The 15,955-nt window shown below is 41.1% G+C and carries 11 protein-coding genes; 5 read left to right on the top strand and 6 right to left on the bottom strand.

Annotation, left to right across the window (positions count from 1 at the left end):
• Positions 1–446: 446 nt before the first annotated feature.
• Positions 447–3,752 (top strand): carboxypeptidase regulatory-like domain-containing protein, encoded by a 3,306-nt coding sequence (locus tag GGD38_RS05395; RefSeq protein ID WP_375299041.1) that lies wholly within the window; start codon positions 447–449, stop codon positions 3,750–3,752.
• Positions 3,753–3,830: 78 nt separating this feature from the next.
• Here the strand turns inward: GGD38_RS05395 and GGD38_RS05400 are convergent, their stop codons facing one another.
• From GGD38_RS05400 to GGD38_RS05410, 3 genes are all read right to left on the bottom strand, one after another.
• Positions 3,831–5,810 (bottom strand): T9SS type A sorting domain-containing protein, encoded by a 1,980-nt coding sequence (locus GGD38_RS05400; protein WP_375299040.1) that lies wholly within the window; start codon positions 5,808–5,810, stop codon positions 3,831–3,833.
• On the bottom strand, positions 5,807–6,667 hold the full coding sequence (locus GGD38_RS05405; RefSeq protein WP_375299039.1) for a hypothetical protein: 861 nt from the start codon (positions 6,665–6,667) through the stop codon (positions 5,807–5,809). The genes GGD38_RS05400 and GGD38_RS05405 overlap by 4 nt, the downstream gene beginning before the upstream one ends.
• Positions 6,668–7,730: 1,063 nt before the next feature.
• Complete coding sequence (locus GGD38_RS05410; protein WP_375299038.1) at positions 7,731–8,543, bottom strand: alpha/beta hydrolase; 813 nt, start codon at positions 8,541–8,543, stop codon at positions 7,731–7,733.
• Between the two features lie 141 nt (positions 8,544–8,684).
• Between GGD38_RS05410 and GGD38_RS05415 the strand changes: the two genes are divergently transcribed.
• From GGD38_RS05415 to GGD38_RS05425, 3 genes are all read left to right on the top strand, one after another.
• The gene (locus tag GGD38_RS05415) at positions 8,685–9,671 is read left to right on the top strand and encodes a RimK family alpha-L-glutamate ligase (RefSeq protein ID WP_375299037.1); all 987 of its coding nucleotides are present in this window, start codon (positions 8,685–8,687) and stop codon (positions 9,669–9,671) included.
• 100 nt (positions 9,672–9,771) lie between these two features.
• The gene (locus GGD38_RS05420; RefSeq protein WP_375299036.1) at positions 9,772–10,884 is read left to right on the top strand and encodes a carboxylate-amine ligase; all 1,113 of its coding nucleotides are present in this window, start codon (positions 9,772–9,774) and stop codon (positions 10,882–10,884) included.
• A gap of 177 nt (positions 10,885–11,061) precedes the next feature.
• Complete coding sequence (locus GGD38_RS05425; RefSeq protein WP_375299035.1) at positions 11,062–11,595, top strand: hypothetical protein; 534 nt, start codon at positions 11,062–11,064, stop codon at positions 11,593–11,595.
• Between the two features lie 23 nt (positions 11,596–11,618).
• On the opposite strand, the gene eutC is transcribed toward GGD38_RS05425, so the two are convergent.
• The 3 genes from eutC to eat are packed head-to-tail and all read right to left on the bottom strand — an operon-like array spanning position 11,619 to position 15,038.
• Positions 11,619–12,380 carry an ethanolamine ammonia-lyase subunit EutC gene (gene eutC / locus GGD38_RS05430; protein ID WP_375299034.1) on the bottom strand — a complete coding sequence of 254 codons (762 nt, stop codon included), beginning with the start codon at positions 12,378–12,380 and terminating at the stop codon, positions 11,619–11,621.
• The gene (locus GGD38_RS05435; RefSeq protein ID WP_375299033.1) at positions 12,373–13,749 is read right to left on the bottom strand and encodes an ethanolamine ammonia-lyase subunit EutB; all 1,377 of its coding nucleotides are present in this window, start codon (positions 13,747–13,749) and stop codon (positions 12,373–12,375) included. The genes eutC and GGD38_RS05435 overlap by 8 nt, the downstream gene beginning before the upstream one ends.
• On the bottom strand, positions 13,749–15,038 hold the full coding sequence (eat, locus tag GGD38_RS05440) for an ethanolamine permease (protein ID WP_375299032.1): 1,290 nt from the start codon (positions 15,036–15,038) through the stop codon (positions 13,749–13,751). Before eat ends, GGD38_RS05435 begins: the two co-directional genes overlap by 1 nt.
• A 231-nt stretch (positions 15,039–15,269) precedes the next feature.
• Between eat and GGD38_RS05445 the strand changes: the two genes are divergently transcribed.
• Positions 15,270–15,941, top strand: a complete 672-nt coding sequence (locus GGD38_RS05445) for an SGNH/GDSL hydrolase family protein (protein WP_375299031.1) — start codon at positions 15,270–15,272, stop codon at positions 15,939–15,941.
• The last annotated feature ends 14 nt before the right edge of the window (positions 15,942–15,955 follow it).

Consider the following 15,955-nt stretch of genomic DNA (forward strand, 5'->3'; position numbering starts at 1 on the left):
TAACACTGCGTGATGTTAGATTCTTACATCACATTATTTGACTTATATCAGCATGCAGCCTTTTCATTGTTTGATTTGCCTCTATAACATACAGTGAATGAAAGTCATATGCTTACCTGGAACAATGAGTATGCTTGTAGTTTCAGGCGAATGGGTATAAAACAGTGTATCGGTCAACGTTAATAACGTGTGTACTGCTTTTAATATAGAGATAATGTGACTGAATTGAAATTCTATTACATTTGCTGCAACATTTAAGAAACTGCTCCGTATACGGCCGTGAAATACAACCAGCTATGGTTTGCCTGAGTAATATATATCCAATATCAACACGAATTATGCAGTACCGATTGCTGTGAGCCTGTTAACTCTAACGATACCCCTTTACCGGATTATTGCTTGCCTGTACCCGTGAATGAATGGATACAAAATCAAACATCGCATATATGAGAAATTTCAAGGCTAATTTTCTAACCCTGTTACTGCTTTGTGTCGGAATACTCGCCGGGTATTCACAAGTGACATCCAGTAGTATAACAGGCGTTGTAAAATCAACCAAAGGAGAACCCCTGGTAGGAGCTACCGTAGTGGCCCGTCACGAACCAACCGGCTCCACGTTTACAACCCTTACAAGAACCCGTGGTATTTTTGACATCACTAACATTCCTCCCGGCGGACCTTATACAATTACCATTACATATGTTGGTTACGCCGCTTTTAAAAAGAGCGACGTAAATATACCATTGGGTGAAAAATTCGATCTGCAAACCGAAATGTCTGATAAGGAATTACAATCAGTTGTGATAACAGCTGCTGGCCGGAAAGGCATTAACGAAAAAACCGGTGCATCTACCAACATCAGCAACAGGCTGGTTCAAAACATGCCTAACATTTCTCGTAGCATAACAAATCTTACACGTGTTACGCCTCAAAGCAACGGAAACAGTTTTGCAGGTATGAATAACCGGTATAACAACCTCATGATCGACGGTTCTTTGTTCAATAATAACTTTGGACGCGGTGGCGACGGTATGGTACCCGGGGGTGCAACCTCAGCTATCTCTGTTGACGCCATTGATCAGGTACAGGTAAATATTGCCCCTTATGATGTTCGCCAGGCCGGTTTTGTAGGCAGCGGTATCAATGCTGTAACAAGAAGAGGTACGAATAACTGGTATGGTACAGCCTATGGCTACTATCGCAACCAGGATTTCACTGGTGAAAAAGTAAAAGGAACAGAAGTAGCAAACGCCAAACGCTCATCAAAAACATTTGGCGGTAGCATTGGCGGCCCTATCATTAAAGATAAACTGTTCTTCTTCTTCAACTTTGAATCTGAAAAAAGAACACAACCCGGCCAAACCTGGGTGGCTAAAAAAGATGCGGCAGATAACAATGTAAATGCAACGTCTGTACTGGCCAGTGACCTGAATATATTAAGAGATACCCTCATTAGCAGATACAATTACAACCCTGGTGCTTACCAGGGATATGATTTTGAAACAGAAAATACCAAGTTTCTGGGCCGTATTGACTGGAATATTACCAGCAAACACCGTTTAACGGCACGCTATACCAATTCAGAAACCGATGATGATGACATGATAAACGCGTCCAGCGTAACCGGTGTGAACGCCAATCGTATCAATAACAGCCGCCGTGGCGGCGCAACAGGTGGAATGGCATACACAGGCTCTAATTTCAAAAACAATGTGAAAGTATGGTCGGCAGTGCTTGAACTGAACTCTACTTTCAACAGCCGGTGGAGCAACCAGCTCATTGCCTCTTATACCAATAATGAACTGGTGCGTATACCAAACAGCAATATGCCGTTTGTCGACATCATGAGAGATGCCAACAACGTATATATTTCTTTTGGAACCGACCTGTTCTCTTACCGAAATGAGATCGAAGACAAAGCCTTTAATATAGCTAATAACATAACCTATGTTATGCGTAAGCATACTTTTACGGGTGGTGTTAGCTTCGACGCCATGAAATTCGCAAACTCCTTCACTAGTGCAGGAGGTCCCAGCTATTACCGCTATAATTCATTGAATGACTTTCTTACCAAACAGCCGCCGTCAGTATTTGCCGTGGCTTATGACCCAAGCAACCGACTGGGCATAAAAGTACCAGAAGCCAAATTTTCGCAGTTGGGTTTTTACTTGCAGGACATTTTCAACATTACTAATAAACTCAAGATCACCGGCGGCTTGCGGGTTGATATACCCATGTATCCGTACGATCCACCGCGCAACCCAGCCCTTGAGCAGGTTGTATTTAAAGACGAGAACGGCGTCGATGAGCAGTTTGATGTAAGCAAATGGCCCGATCAAAAACCACTGTTTTCACCCAGGTTTGGCTTTAACTATGACGTAAAGGGCGATAAGTCACTTGTTGTACGCGGAGGTACCGGTGTCTTTACAGGTCGTATTCCTTTCATCTGGCTGGTAAACCAGGTAGGTGATGATGGCGTGGTACGCGCAATATTCCAGGCCAACAATACACAATTGGCCAATATCCAGTATAGCAACGATAGAACAACTTATATTCCCAAGGACCCACCACCAGTAGGTACTTCTATCCCTAACAGCTCATCATTCAGTGCAGCAGCCAAAGATTTCAAAATGCCGCAGGTATGGCGTTCGAACCTGGCTGTTGACAAACGGTTCGCCGGCAATTATACCGCCACCTTCGAGGCTATATATACGAAGATGATCAATAATGTGTACTTCCGAAATGCTAACCTGGGACCTGAAAGCGGTACGTTGGGTGGTGTTGCCGATAAACGGCCATATTTCAACAATGCAACAGCTTCCAGACCGGTTCCGCTTGTTAATCAGATGATCGTTATGGACAATACCAGCAAAGGATACAGCCTGGCATTAACCGGTCAGTTACAAAAATCATTCTCAAACAAGTGGGAAGCCGGTATTGCTTATACTTATACGCTGGCTAAAGAAGTTGCCATCGGCAGCTCAGACCAAAGCGGCAGCGGTTTCAATACCAATAATATTACGTTTAATCCCAACAAACCGGATATCGGTCATTCCAACTATGCTGTTCCGCACCGCATAGTAGCTAATGCATCATACCGCCTGGAATACCTGAATAACAGAATGGCTACTACCTTCAGCCTCTTCTATTCAGCGCAACCGCAGGAACGCTATAGCTTCCGGTATGGCGCCGATATCAACGGAGACGGACAAAGCAATGATGTTTTGTATATACCGAAAGATCCTTCTGAGATCACTTTTGTAGAAGGTTTCAAGGTAGGAACAAACACCTATACTGCACAACAGCAAAGTGATGCCTTTTTCAAGTTTATTGAAAGCGACAAATACCTGAAAAAGCATAAAGGTAGTTACATGGAAAAATATGGTGCTGCATTGCCCTGGACGCATACGGTTGACCTGAGAATTTTGCAGGACTTCATTTACAGACGAGCAACCACCAAACATAGCTTACAGTTCAGTATAGACATAACAAACCTGCTGAACCTGTTGAACAGCGAGTGGGGCTACCGCTACGCATACAGCTATGGAACCTTCCAGGATATGGGTATACTGGGTGTCCCTACCGCAGCGGCTGGCAGCACCCCTTCCAATAATGTAGGTAATGAAGCTTATTCCCGAGCAAATCCTAAATTCACTTTTGATCCTGCCGGTCCTTCAAAAGGTTATCAGCCAAACTATTCTACTACCAGCACCTGGGGTATTCAATTTGGCTTAAGATACATTTTCAACTAATACAACAATCGCTAAGTTAAAAGCCCTTCCGATGTTTCGGGAGGGCTTTTTAATTGTGACATTTGGATACAGGAAACCTTACTTCTTAATGAATTTTGAGACTTGCAATACTTGGCCATTACCATCTGTTAAGCGAACAAAATATAATCCGCCTGATAAAGATGAAAGACCATTAAAATTTATACTATTATTTGTTCCTTGATATTTTTTACTGGCAACAGACTTGCCCAATAGATCAATTATATCAATCTGAATGTTATTATAGTTATTGTTTTTGGGCAGCGAAATAGTTAAATGATCATTTACCGGATTAGGGTATATTTTTATATCTTTTTTTACCAGTGATTCTATTTCCCTTTCTGTACCGGTGCTAATCCTTGCATACTGTGATACTTTATTAGTATACTCACTACTATTGCAAATAGATTTAACAGTTGCACTGTTTGCATCTGAGTAGGTGGCAGAACATGATGGCGAAGGCACCTGGTCCCCCAAGAAACCGCTGTTTACTTGGACCTGATTTAAATTAAAAGTAGCAACGTATGGTACGCGAAGATTAGATCCTGCTACTTTAAAGTTAGCCACTATCTTGAGCATTACTTTATAAGGCACCCATCCCTCCTGCAAATTCCATTCTGGTATTGTAGGACTGGTAGAGGTATAATATGAAAAAAGTTTTCGGTAATCTTTCACACAGCCCAGATCATATATTTCGGATTCATATGTTTGTGAGCCTTCAAATACAAGAGACGCTTTAATGGTACTTTGCGATAAATCGAAACCGGCATGTGGATTAACTGAATAAAAAAGCGGCTCATCTTTTAACTGAAATTCTGTATCTATATTTGTTTCATGCCTTTCAGGCGTCCATTCATCAGCATACCTTATCCACTGATAATAATTAATCGTTGGTTCTTTAAGCAAAGTAAAAACACCGGCAGGGTTATTATAATAAGGTAAGATAGTAGTTGAAAGAAGTGTTTGTTCAGAACCAGGTACCACCAATTCGTTAAAAGCATAATTATATGTATAAGTTATTGTTCCCTTCCCTTGTAACTTAATATCAAATACCATTGGTTTAACTGGCTGCGAAGAATTTCCATCAAATAGAGCTGTAAAGAAGTTAGCAACAGAGCTTACTATAGCAACATTATCTATCAACGTGTTAAAGATCAATTTAAATGCATCTCTCTTTTCCTTTTCCATTTCAAACCATGTTGACTCCCCTATATTTTTACCCAATTGCAGTCCTGCATATACGTCTCGAAATATAGATACTGATTTATATGGTTGATTACTAAAGTCAAGGAAACTTGAAAATATTCCTTTTTCACCCCATCTACCATTTCCATCAGTATTTTCTCCTCCAGAAATATTTTGAATGGCAGTTCCATTAATGTCAAATTTAAAATCACCATTATTGGAGAGTTTTACTTCTAAAACCAGCGAACTTTTAAAATTGCAAATACAGGGATCAAAATGTAAATAAAAATCACTATGATACCAGGTCAGAACGCTGTTTAAATAATAATTGCTGTTCAGTACCGGCTTTACATTATTTGAAAACGCCTGAGTAGCATATCTTCCAGTATTATTATTATAATTCTCTAATAAGGCCGATCTATATGAATTGTCTTTATATTTTAATTCAATACTTATTGCATTGTTCTGTCCATATAGATTGGCAAAAGCTAAGAAGACTCTTAGCGCACCTGTATGGCGGTTATACAAAATAAAATAAGGAACATCTGTTCTTGCAGTGGGAGTACCAAAATCATATTTCCATAATTCCCAGCCATCAGTGGTATTGAAATCTTTATTTGTATATTTCGAAAACTCATTAACATTTGGATTGTTAAGTGATGTTAAATAAAAAGGTGATTGTATGGTTGTACTGCCCAGGGCGTTGGTATGAATTGTAAAGTTTTGTTGCGTCCAGTCAATAAAACCGCTTCCATGAGGATTTCCTGTTATACAGGGTGCGTTGTCGGCAATCTGGGCATAGCCGGAAAACGTTATCAGTATTCCGGCGAGGTAAGCAAATAGTTTCTTTTTCATACTTTTGTTTTTTTTCCTACAAATAGTCGTTTGATAATGGTATTATTAGAATCGGAATAAATGTTACATTCAATAGTTATGGTATTGGTTTTCGCATCTACCTTGCCAAACATTTCAACGCGCGGACAGCATAAAAATCTGCTTCCTGATACATAGAAGGCATTGTAGCTAACTTCTTCTAACATATAACCATAATACTTTTGTATGATATCGTCAATAGGTGTACAATTAGCCACACCATTTTCCTGCTTAACTGAACAGCCTTTGGGAAGATTATAAATTCTAAACCTGTAAAACCAGTCTGTTATTCCAGATGGCGCCTTTCCATTATTATTAATTGTTACCGTAAAAGTATCCGCCGGGGTATCTTCAAAATAGCCATGCCACTTTCCAAAAAATGGTAATTGGGTTAAATATTTTTCGTCATAAGCATAATCATTAATGTTGTTCAATTCTTTCGCATATAATACAATTAGCTCTTTATCTATTGTATCAATTCCGGTATCAGTTAAATCGCAGGAATTTCTTTCTCTTGTGGCTATTAATCGTACTGGTATTTTTTGACCCAGCGCTGGTGCCGGGAATACCAGTCGAACGTTTCTAGTATTATATGTTTCACTTCCTATTTGCCACTCATAAGTGTTGTATGTAGAGTCGCCCTCAAAAAAAACCGAAAAATTTACGACAGTATCTGATTCCGCAAATCGGCCATTTAAAAATTTATACCCAGCTTTGAAATTGGCTTTAAGCTTGTTGTTTGGATCGCAGTTTGGAGGCGTATATACTTTTTTACAGCTTACTGAAATGAACAATAAGATCAGCAAAGGAATGCTTAAGTGTTTTCCATTTAATTGCATAATGGTTCATTTAAACCACAGAGTGGAGTATACCAGGTAAGACGATAAAATTAAGCACCCGGATGAATTACATCGGGCCGTGATAATCATGGATGTTCAGAAGAACTATACTGGGGAAATTTTCTTACGTTTAAGAAAATAATTTGAGTAGAATTTGAGTTCATAAAATAAGGTTTATAAATTGAAATTGGTCAAAAGTATCCCTTCTCTACGCCTGGTGGAGTTATGCGAATAACTAAAATTAAAAAATTGGATTTATTGCGTTTGCACAATTTTCCAAGAATACATAAAATTAATATTGCTTAGTAATTTTCCGGTGATAGGTTAAAATGAAGAGCTATTAAATTGTTTCGGCGGTTATAAAAGCCATAAATGCTGCTACCTGGATATTTCAGCGTGAGTTAGTTTAAATTTCGGAGATAATTTAAAATGAAGAGCTTATAAATTGTTTTACCCGTTTATAAGTTATAAATGGTGTTATTTAGATTATTTATCCGTGAGTTGGTTTAAATTTTCCGGAGATAAGTTAACATGAAGGATTATAAATTGTTTTCACCCCATTTTAAGTTATAAGTGGTTGCTACGAAGATTATTTTAGCAGGTGAATTCGTTTAAATTCTCAAGAAATAAGTTAAAACGCAGGGATTCTAAATTGTTTTCACCCAATTATAAGTTATAACTGGTTGCTAGGAAGATTACTTTAGCAGTGATTTAGTTTAAATTTTCAGGAGATAAGTTAAAATGCAGGAATTATAAATTGTTTTTACCAATTATAAGTTACGAATGTTGCTACGTAGATTATTTTTTCCATTTTTAAACTTAGTTTCAGAAAAAATAATCTACGCAGTGGTCATTTTAATCTAACTCGCCCTCATTTCAATCTAACAACGCAAAAAATGATTTATAAAGGATGAAATAAAACTTATAAGTTTATTTTTAGACTAACGGGTGCCCTATTCAATCTAATTTCTGTAAAAACAATTTATTACCGGTTAAAAACAACTTATCGGTTGGTTATTTAAACTAATTGGAGAATAAATTACATTTTTAAGCAGGCGCTTTTCTACTTTTTCCGCCAGCCCCACTTTAAAAATACAGGCAATGCTTTAGCCCAGGAGCGAATATCGTGTTTGCCATCGGGCAGTTGCAGATAACGCATGTCTTTTCCTTCAAGCCAACCTTTGGCCATCAGTTCACGCATTACATCTATAGTATCGTCAATGGAGTCAATTACATTATTTCCGTTGCGGTCTTCCGTTTCATCCAATTCGCCCGCCTCAAAAAAGAATTTCAGTTTGGGATTGTATTTTCCCTGCCGTATCTGGTTGTGCATCAACCGGTGCGTGGCTTCATTAAAATCCCTGTCTTTTCTGTCTTTCGAGCGCCACCACAATGAACCTGAGAACACACCTACTTTTGTAAACACATCCTGGTGGTTCCAAACAAGATCAAGGGCACTTAACCCACCCAATGAAAAACCGGAAAATGCGGTTTCATTAAACACAAGACCGCTATAACGCGAATGAATATATGGTAATAATTCTTCTAAAATAAACTGTCGGTACAAACCGGCTTTGGCGCCGCGGCCTTTAAAATCAGGGCTGCTTATCATGCCATATTCCAGCAGGCGATCTTCCCCACTATGAATGCCAACACACAACAGCGGTGTAATGGTCTCTGTTTGCAACAGGTAACCAATCATTTTATCAAAACCCATGGCCTCAATATCCTGACCATCGTTAAACAATAATAATCCAAGCGTATCGCTTGTATTATTGGCAGGACCGTAAAGGTTTATCGTTACATTTCGTTGGAGCGCTTCTGATGGCAATTCAATCGTTTCCACCATTATCCCGGTACTAACTTCTGTTTGCATGGCGCCAAAAATAGGTAAATCTGCAATAGAGGTAACGTTAAATGTACAGGAATTGTACGATTTGTTTATTCACGATGCTTCCGATAAATTTGGTAACGAGGAACTTGTATTGCCATAATGGCGACACTCAAATGCGCTTATATGAAAAAAATTGGTATTCTGTTTGGCCGGGAAAGAACTTTTCCAATGGCTTTCATTGAATGTGTAAACAGCAGAAATACACCTGGTGTTATTGCGGAACCTGTTCATATTGACAAAGTAATACAAGGCGCCTCTACTGAATATGACGTTATTATCGACCGCATTTCGCACAATGTTCCTTTTTATCGCTCTTACCTGAAAAATGCCGCTATTTGCGGTACAGCCGTCATTAACAACCCATTTTGGGGAAGCGCTGATGAAAAATTTTTCAATAACAGCCTGGCTGTCACCATTGGGGTGCCGGTGCCAAGGACCGTCATCCTTCCCTCCTACGAAATGCCGGCCGAAACCAGTGCCGAATCATTTGCCAACCTGGCCTGGCCTTTAGACTGGGAAAAGATCTTCAACTATGTTGGTTTTCCCGCCTATATGAAGCCCTTTGCCGGTGGTGGCTGGAAAAATGTTTACAAACTCCATAACCAGCAAGAGTTCTTTCATATTCATAAAGAAACGGGGCAGCTGGTTATGATGCTGCAGGAAGAAATTGTATATGAAGAATATTACCGGTGCTATTGTGTTGGCGGAAAATATGTGCACATAATGCCTTATGAACCGCGCAATCCACATCACCTGCGCTATACGAATGAGTTTCATCCATCACCCGATCGTATTCACCAAATGGAAGAAATTGTATGCCGCCTCAATCAATACCTTGGCTATGATTTTAATTCGGTTGAATTGGCCTTTCGCGATGGGGTTCCCTATGCCATTGATTTTTGCAACCCCGTACCCGATGCCGATCGCCCCAGTATAGGCGACGATAATTTTGAATGGGTGGTTGACACCGCAGCTACCTATGCCATAGAGCGGGCGCTTACCCACAAAACCGGCCAGGATAATCTTACCTGGGGTGAATTCACCAAACGCAGTATGAATCGTGCACCAATAGGAGAAATTAAAAATGAAGAATTAGAAACAGAGAAATGAAGAAGTAATACATATGAATAAATAAATTAAAAACCGATAACAGAAGCCAATACCTTTGTGCGGCATTGGTAACTGAGAACTGAGAACTAAGAACTAAATAATGGCTAATATCAATTTTTCGCAATTTACGCTTGGCATTGAAGAAGAATATATGGTGCTTGACCCCGTTAACCGTGAGCTGAAAAGCCATCAACAACGGATCGTTACCGAAGGACAAAAAGTGATAAGAGACAAGGTAAAAGCAGAAATGCATCAGGCGGTGGTAGAAGTAGGTACCGATGTTTGCCGTGATGTTGACGAAGCCTATAAAGATGTTAGCCATTTGCGCCGCACCATTTCTCATATTGCCGGCGACCTGGGCTTTTGGGTTGGTGCATCGGGCACTCACCCGTTCAGTCATTGGGAAAGCCAGCTAATAACCGATCATGCCCGCTATAAAGAGATCCTCGATATTTTACAGGACGCCGCACGTAGCAATCTTATTTTCGGTTTACATGTGCATGTAGGCATGGAAAGCCGGGAAATGGCCAATCATATAGCTAATTCAACCCGCTACTTTTTACCACATATTTATGCATTAAGCACCAACTCGCCTTTTTGGGAAGGCAGGAACACCGGCTATAAATCGTACCGCTCAAAAATATTCGACAAGTTTCCGCGCACGGGCATTCCCGAAACATTCGATACTATTGAGGATTATGACAATTTTGTAAAACTATTGGTGAAAACCAATTGTATCGATAATGCTAAAAAGATCTGGTGGGACCTTCGCGTACATCCTTTTTATAATACGGTGGAGTTCAGGATCTGCGATGTTCCTTTAACTGTTCAGGAAACAATTGCCATTGCCGCCCTGTTTCAGGGCGTATGCGCCAAGATATACAAGCTACGTTTACAAAACCTCAATTTCATTCAATACTCACGCGCCCTCATCAACGAAAATAAATGGCGGGCCAGCCGCTATGGTATCGATGGGTTGTTGATTGATTTTGGTAAGGAAGAAGAGATCAATACGCGGGTGCTGATATATGAACTGCTCGATTTTGTTGATGATGTGGTTGATGAACTTGGCAGCCGCCATGCTATTGATTATATTACTAAAATGATGGAAGAAGGTACCGGCGCCGATCGCCAGCTAAAAGTGTTTCAACAAACAAACAGCCTGGTGAATGTTGTGGATTATATTCACGCCCAGTTTCTTGCCGGTGTATAATTAGGTTTGCGTTATATATTATATTTTACGCTAACATACCGGCGCAATTGTAGCAATAGTACTATATGGCCTTAGGGGCACAATATTTGATTACACTTGCCCGTTCATAACCTCAATCCAGTCCCTATATCCACATGGAATTCCCGTAATAAAAAACTTGGTTAAATCTGTTCCGGTATGAAAAAATTCCTGGTTAGTAGCTGGCCTGCTATTCTATTGCTTTTTTTGATAGCGTCGTGTGGTAAAGACAAAAGTGGGGAAGAAGATCTTGGACAATACTATCTTAAATGCAAGATAGATGGCGTTGATAAAACATTCAATTATTCTGCTTTGGCATCCCAACAAGATCTGGGCGGCGGCAAAATAACCTATTCTGTTTTTGGCAAAGCTGTTGCTCTTCCCGACAATCTTGAAAGTCTTGGTTTTTCCATTCAACTCTCAGTTCCATTTACAAAAGGCACTTACAAAGAAACCGATCCCACTGATGATTATACGCTGGGGGGTATTTACAATCCCAACAAAGGTGATGGCGCTGAGATCTATGCCAACCGGTACGATGAAGGCGATCCGTTTCAGGTAACTTTTACCGAAATAACCAGCACTACATTAAGCGGTACATTCAAAGGCAAGTTTTTTTTGTACACTACCGATCCTAATGCCGATTCAGTTATTATCTCAAACGGGTCGTTTAAAGTTAAGTTTGCGAAGTGATCTCTCTGTATTCCATTATCACATTAGCTAATTAGCCCTCCATTATCCTTTAATGTAACACCCGAAAGTTGTAATCGAAATGCTTCGTTGATCAAAAAGAATATCTTTTCAGCAGCAGCCTGGTAGTTCAATCCTTCGGGTCTGATGTTGGAGATGCAGTTACGAGCTTCGTCAGTTAGTCCCGGTGCAGGACGCCAGGTAAGATAAACACCCAGGCTATCGGGTGAGCTAAGACCGGGCCGTTCGCCAATAAGCACAACTACCAGCTTTGCTTTCAACAGGTAACCGCATTCGTCGCCAATGGCTACGCGGCCTTCCTGTACAATACAAACAGGCGCCACAGACATGCTGGCTTTATTGAAAAGTGGTAATAACAATTTCAATACCGGTATAGCGTGGTTATTAATGGCAGTAGCCGAAAGGCCATCGGCCAACACTACACACACATCGTAACCAGTGCTGTTAAACTCCCCCAGCTGATCATGCGCTTTTGCGTTCAATCTTCTTCCTTTATCGGGATATTGCAGGTATTCGCTTCTATTGGCTGCCTGTGTTTGTAAAGTGAAAGAGGCGCAATGCAACGCCTGTAATTCGTTCAACAACATTTGCTGGTTCAGCACAGCATACACTGCATCGCGGGCATGAGCGTGCGCCAGCCTGAACTGTAATAAAGCCTGCAATGGTTCAGCGGTTCCGGTTCTACCCAATGCGATCCGGGCAGCTGTATATTCTTTTAGATCGGCCCAGGGGTCTGGTTGAACGATATATTTTTTTAAGTTACTCATTTATCAATTGTAACAACTTATGATCCTGTATAGATAACAGTTGTCCATCTTCATTCATAATGTTTTGTCTTAACAACCATTGCTCAAACTCGGGCGCAGGTTTTAAACCTAATACCTTTCGCACATATAAAGCATCGTGAAATGAAGTGCTTTGATAATTCAACATAATATCATCGGCGCCGGGAATGCCCATGATATAATTACAACCAGCCACGCCTAACAACGTAAGCAGGTTATCCATATCATCCTGATCGGCCTCGGCATGGTTGGTATAACAAACATCTACTCCCATTGGCAACCCCAGCAGCTTGCCACAAAAATGATCTTCAAGGGCCGCCCTTATGATCTGTTTACCATCGAACAAATACTCCGGACCAATAAACCCTACTACCGTATTTACCAGTAGGGGTGAAAATTTTCTGGCCACCGCATATGCCCTGGCTTCGCAGGTTTGCTGATCAACGCCTTCATGCGCATTGGCCGATAAAGAGCTCCCCTGCCCCGTTTCAAAATACATAACATTATTACCCAATGTACCGCGTTGTAACGACAAGGCCGCCTCATACGCTTCCTGTAGCAATGCCAGGTCAATACCAAAACTTTTGTTGGTCTTTTCGGTACCGCCTATAGATTGAAACACCAGATCGAGCGGGGCCTTCTGCTGTACAAGTTGTAAAGAAGTGGTTACATGGCATAATACACAACTTTGTGTTGGTATTTCAAACCGCTGAATAATTGCATCGAGCATTTGCAACAGCGTTTGCACATGGGCGGGCGAATCGGTAGCCGGGTTAATACCAATAACCGCATCGCCACTGCCATATAGTAACCCATCTACAATACTGGCTGCAATTCCTTTAGGATCGTCTGTAGGGTGATTGGGTTGCAAACGGACCGATAACCGGCCCTTTAGCCCAAGCGTATTTCGAAACTTTGTTATCACTTCACATTTTCGGGCAACACTTATCAGGTCCTGGTTGCGCATAAGTTTTGAAACAGCAGCCACCATTTCGGGTGTTAAGCCCGGCGCCAGTTGTTGTAACGTAATTCCATCGGCGTTATCACTTAATAACCAATCGCGAAACTGACCGGTTGTAAAATGCGCTATTGGCGTAAAAGCCGCTGTATTATGTGAATCGATAATAAGGCGGGTAACTTCATCCTGCTCATATGGGACCACTGCTTCCTGTAGAAAGTTCTTTAATGGAACATCGGCCAGTGCCAGTTGAGCAGCCACCCGTTCTTTGTAATCCATCGCCGCTACACCGGCCAACGCATCACCCGAACGAAAAGGACTTGCCTTCGCCAGCAAGGTGGTTAATGTATTGAAGTGATAAGTATGATTTTGTATGGTATAACGATATGACACTAAGAACTTTTTTTAAAAAGCATAAAAAGAATAATGATCAACGCCAACACACCAAAGAACCACCAGCTCATAACGGGATTATAGTAAACAATTGCTACCAAACAAACCATGCCCAGCACCAATGCAATTAAAGGAAACCAGGGATACAAAGGTACTTTGAATGGCCGTTCCATAGCCGGTTGTTTACGGCGCAATACCAGCAAACTGATCATACTGATTATATACATTACAACAGCGCCCAGTGCACTCAAAGTAATAACCTCTCCCGTATCGGCAAGACATAACGCAATAATACCAACAACGCCACCCGTTATCATGGCTATATGCGGTGTGCGAAACCGGGTATGTACACGAGCCAGCACCTGGGGCAAATAACCACTGCGGGCCATAGCATATATCTGCCTGGAGTAACTGATAATAACACCATGAAACGAAGCCACTAAACCAAACAACCCAATGCCGGCAAATACTTTTGTCCAGCTGTTTTGCTTGCCCAGCACAATACTTATAGCCTCAGGCAAAGGATAATCAATACGTGAAAGATTATGCCAGTTGGTAACGCCACCGGTAAAGAACATAACACCCAGCGCTAACAAAGTAAGTGTTATAATACTGGAGATATACCCTTTGGGAATGGTACGCTGCGGGTCTTTCACTTCTTCTGCCACCATGGCCACCCCTTCAATAGCCAGGTAAAACCAAATTGCAAAGGGTATCGCGGCAAATACACCGCCCCAGCCAAATGGCATAGCATCCTGCTTAATGTTATCCCATTTGAAGGCAGGTGCAACAATGCCCATGAACACTAACAATTCTGCCACCGCCAACAGGGTAACTATCAACGAGAACATGGCCGACTCTTTAATACCCAATAAATTTATTATCGTAAACACTACGTAACAACTGATGGCCACCGGCAATACCGGTAATGCCGGATGCAAAAAATGCACGTAACTGCCCAACGCAAAAGCAACTGCCGGCGGCGCCAGTAAAAATTCAACCAGGGTGGCATAACCTGCTATTACCCCACCCAGGGGGCCTAATGCTTTGTATGCATAGGTAAATGGGCCACCAGCCTGTGGTATGGCCGCCGTTAATTCGGTAAAGCTGAAAATGAATGTAATGTAGAAGATGGTAACCAGTATAGTGGCTATTAAAAAACCGCCTGTACCGGCTACATCCCAGCCCAGGTTCCAGCCAAAATATTCGCCTGAAATAACCAAACCTACCGCCAGCGCCCATAGGTGCACGGGTTTCAATACTTTTTTTAATGAAGGGTTGCTATGCATGCAATTAGTTTTTAATAAAAGGCTGAAAGTGATATTTAGCTTCTGTAAAGCAACCGCGGGTCGTAAATGGCACTTAAGTTATTAAAAACTACTTAAAAAGCTGAAAAAGAATGGCAAAGAATTTAATAATCTTAGCATCTGCCAATAGATCTTAAATTTTAGATTTAGATTCGCTGCCGCTTTACATGGCATAGAGAGATTCCTTTTATTATTCTTCAAAACCCATTATTTATGCGACTGCTGTTGTACATTTCTTCCTTCATCGCTTTTACATTAGTAAGTTTTACCGGAATGCAACAAAAACAAAAGATCGTTTTCTTTGGCGATTCCATTACACAGGCTGGCGTACAGGCCAACGGTTACATAACAGTGCTGGGTAATCTTATAGCACAAAAAGGTTTAAAAGATCAATACGAACTGGTGGGCGCCGGCATAGGCGGTAATAAAGTGTATGATCTTTATTTAAGAATGGAAGATGATGTGCTGGCCAAAAACCCAACAACCGTTGTGATTTGGATTGGGGTAAATGATGTTTGGCATAAAAGGACCAGCGGCACCGGAACCGACGCTCCTAAGTTTGAACAATTCTATAATGCCATCATTAAAAAATTGCAGGCCCGCAATATTAAAGTGGTAATATGCACCCCTGCCGCTATTGGTGAAAAAACCGATTTCTCAAATGAACAGGATGGCGATCTGAACAAATACGCCGGCATGATTCGCAAAATAGCCGCCAACAATAACTGTACTTTGGTTGATTTGCGCAAGATCTTTTTGGACTACAACCTGGCCAACAATACAAAAAACGAAGACAAAGGAATACTCACCCGCGATGGCGTTCACCTGAACGACAAAGGCAATACGCTGGTAGCGGAAGAAATGATGAAGGTTCTTGTTAAATAATTAACGCTATCTAA

It is taken from the genome of Niastella sp. OAS944 (assembly GCA_024809215.1).
In the GTDB taxonomy this organism is placed as follows: Bacteria; Bacteroidota; Bacteroidia; order Chitinophagales; family Chitinophagaceae; genus Niastella.

Excerpts from the sequence above, each read along its gene's own strand:
- GGD38_RS05415 (WP_375299037.1), top strand. The coding sequence starts at position 8,685 with ATGAAAAAAATTGGTATTCTGTTTGGCCGGGAAAGAACTTTTCCAATG.
- GGD38_RS05405 (WP_375299039.1), bottom strand. The coding sequence starts at position 6,667 with ATGCAATTAAATGGAAAACACTTAAGCATTCCTTTGCTGATCTTATTG.
- GGD38_RS05400 (WP_375299040.1), bottom strand. The coding sequence starts at position 5,810 with ATGAAAAAGAAACTATTTGCTTACCTCGCCGGAATACTGATAACGTTT.
- eat (WP_375299032.1), bottom strand. The coding sequence starts at position 15,038 with ATGCATAGCAACCCTTCATTAAAAAAAGTATTGAAACCCGTGCACCTA.
- GGD38_RS05395 (WP_375299041.1), top strand. The coding sequence starts at position 447 with ATGAGAAATTTCAAGGCTAATTTTCTAACCCTGTTACTGCTTTGTGTC.
- eutC (WP_375299034.1), bottom strand. The coding sequence starts at position 12,380 with ATGAGTAACTTAAAAAAATATATCGTTCAACCAGACCCCTGGGCCGAT.
- GGD38_RS05445 (WP_375299031.1), top strand. The coding sequence starts at position 15,270 with ATGCGACTGCTGTTGTACATTTCTTCCTTCATCGCTTTTACATTAGTA.
- GGD38_RS05410 (WP_375299038.1), bottom strand. The coding sequence starts at position 8,543 with ATGCAAACAGAAGTTAGTACCGGGATAATGGTGGAAACGATTGAATTG.
- GGD38_RS05420 (WP_375299036.1), top strand. The coding sequence starts at position 9,772 with ATGGCTAATATCAATTTTTCGCAATTTACGCTTGGCATTGAAGAAGAA.
- GGD38_RS05425 (WP_375299035.1), top strand. The coding sequence starts at position 11,062 with ATGAAAAAATTCCTGGTTAGTAGCTGGCCTGCTATTCTATTGCTTTTT.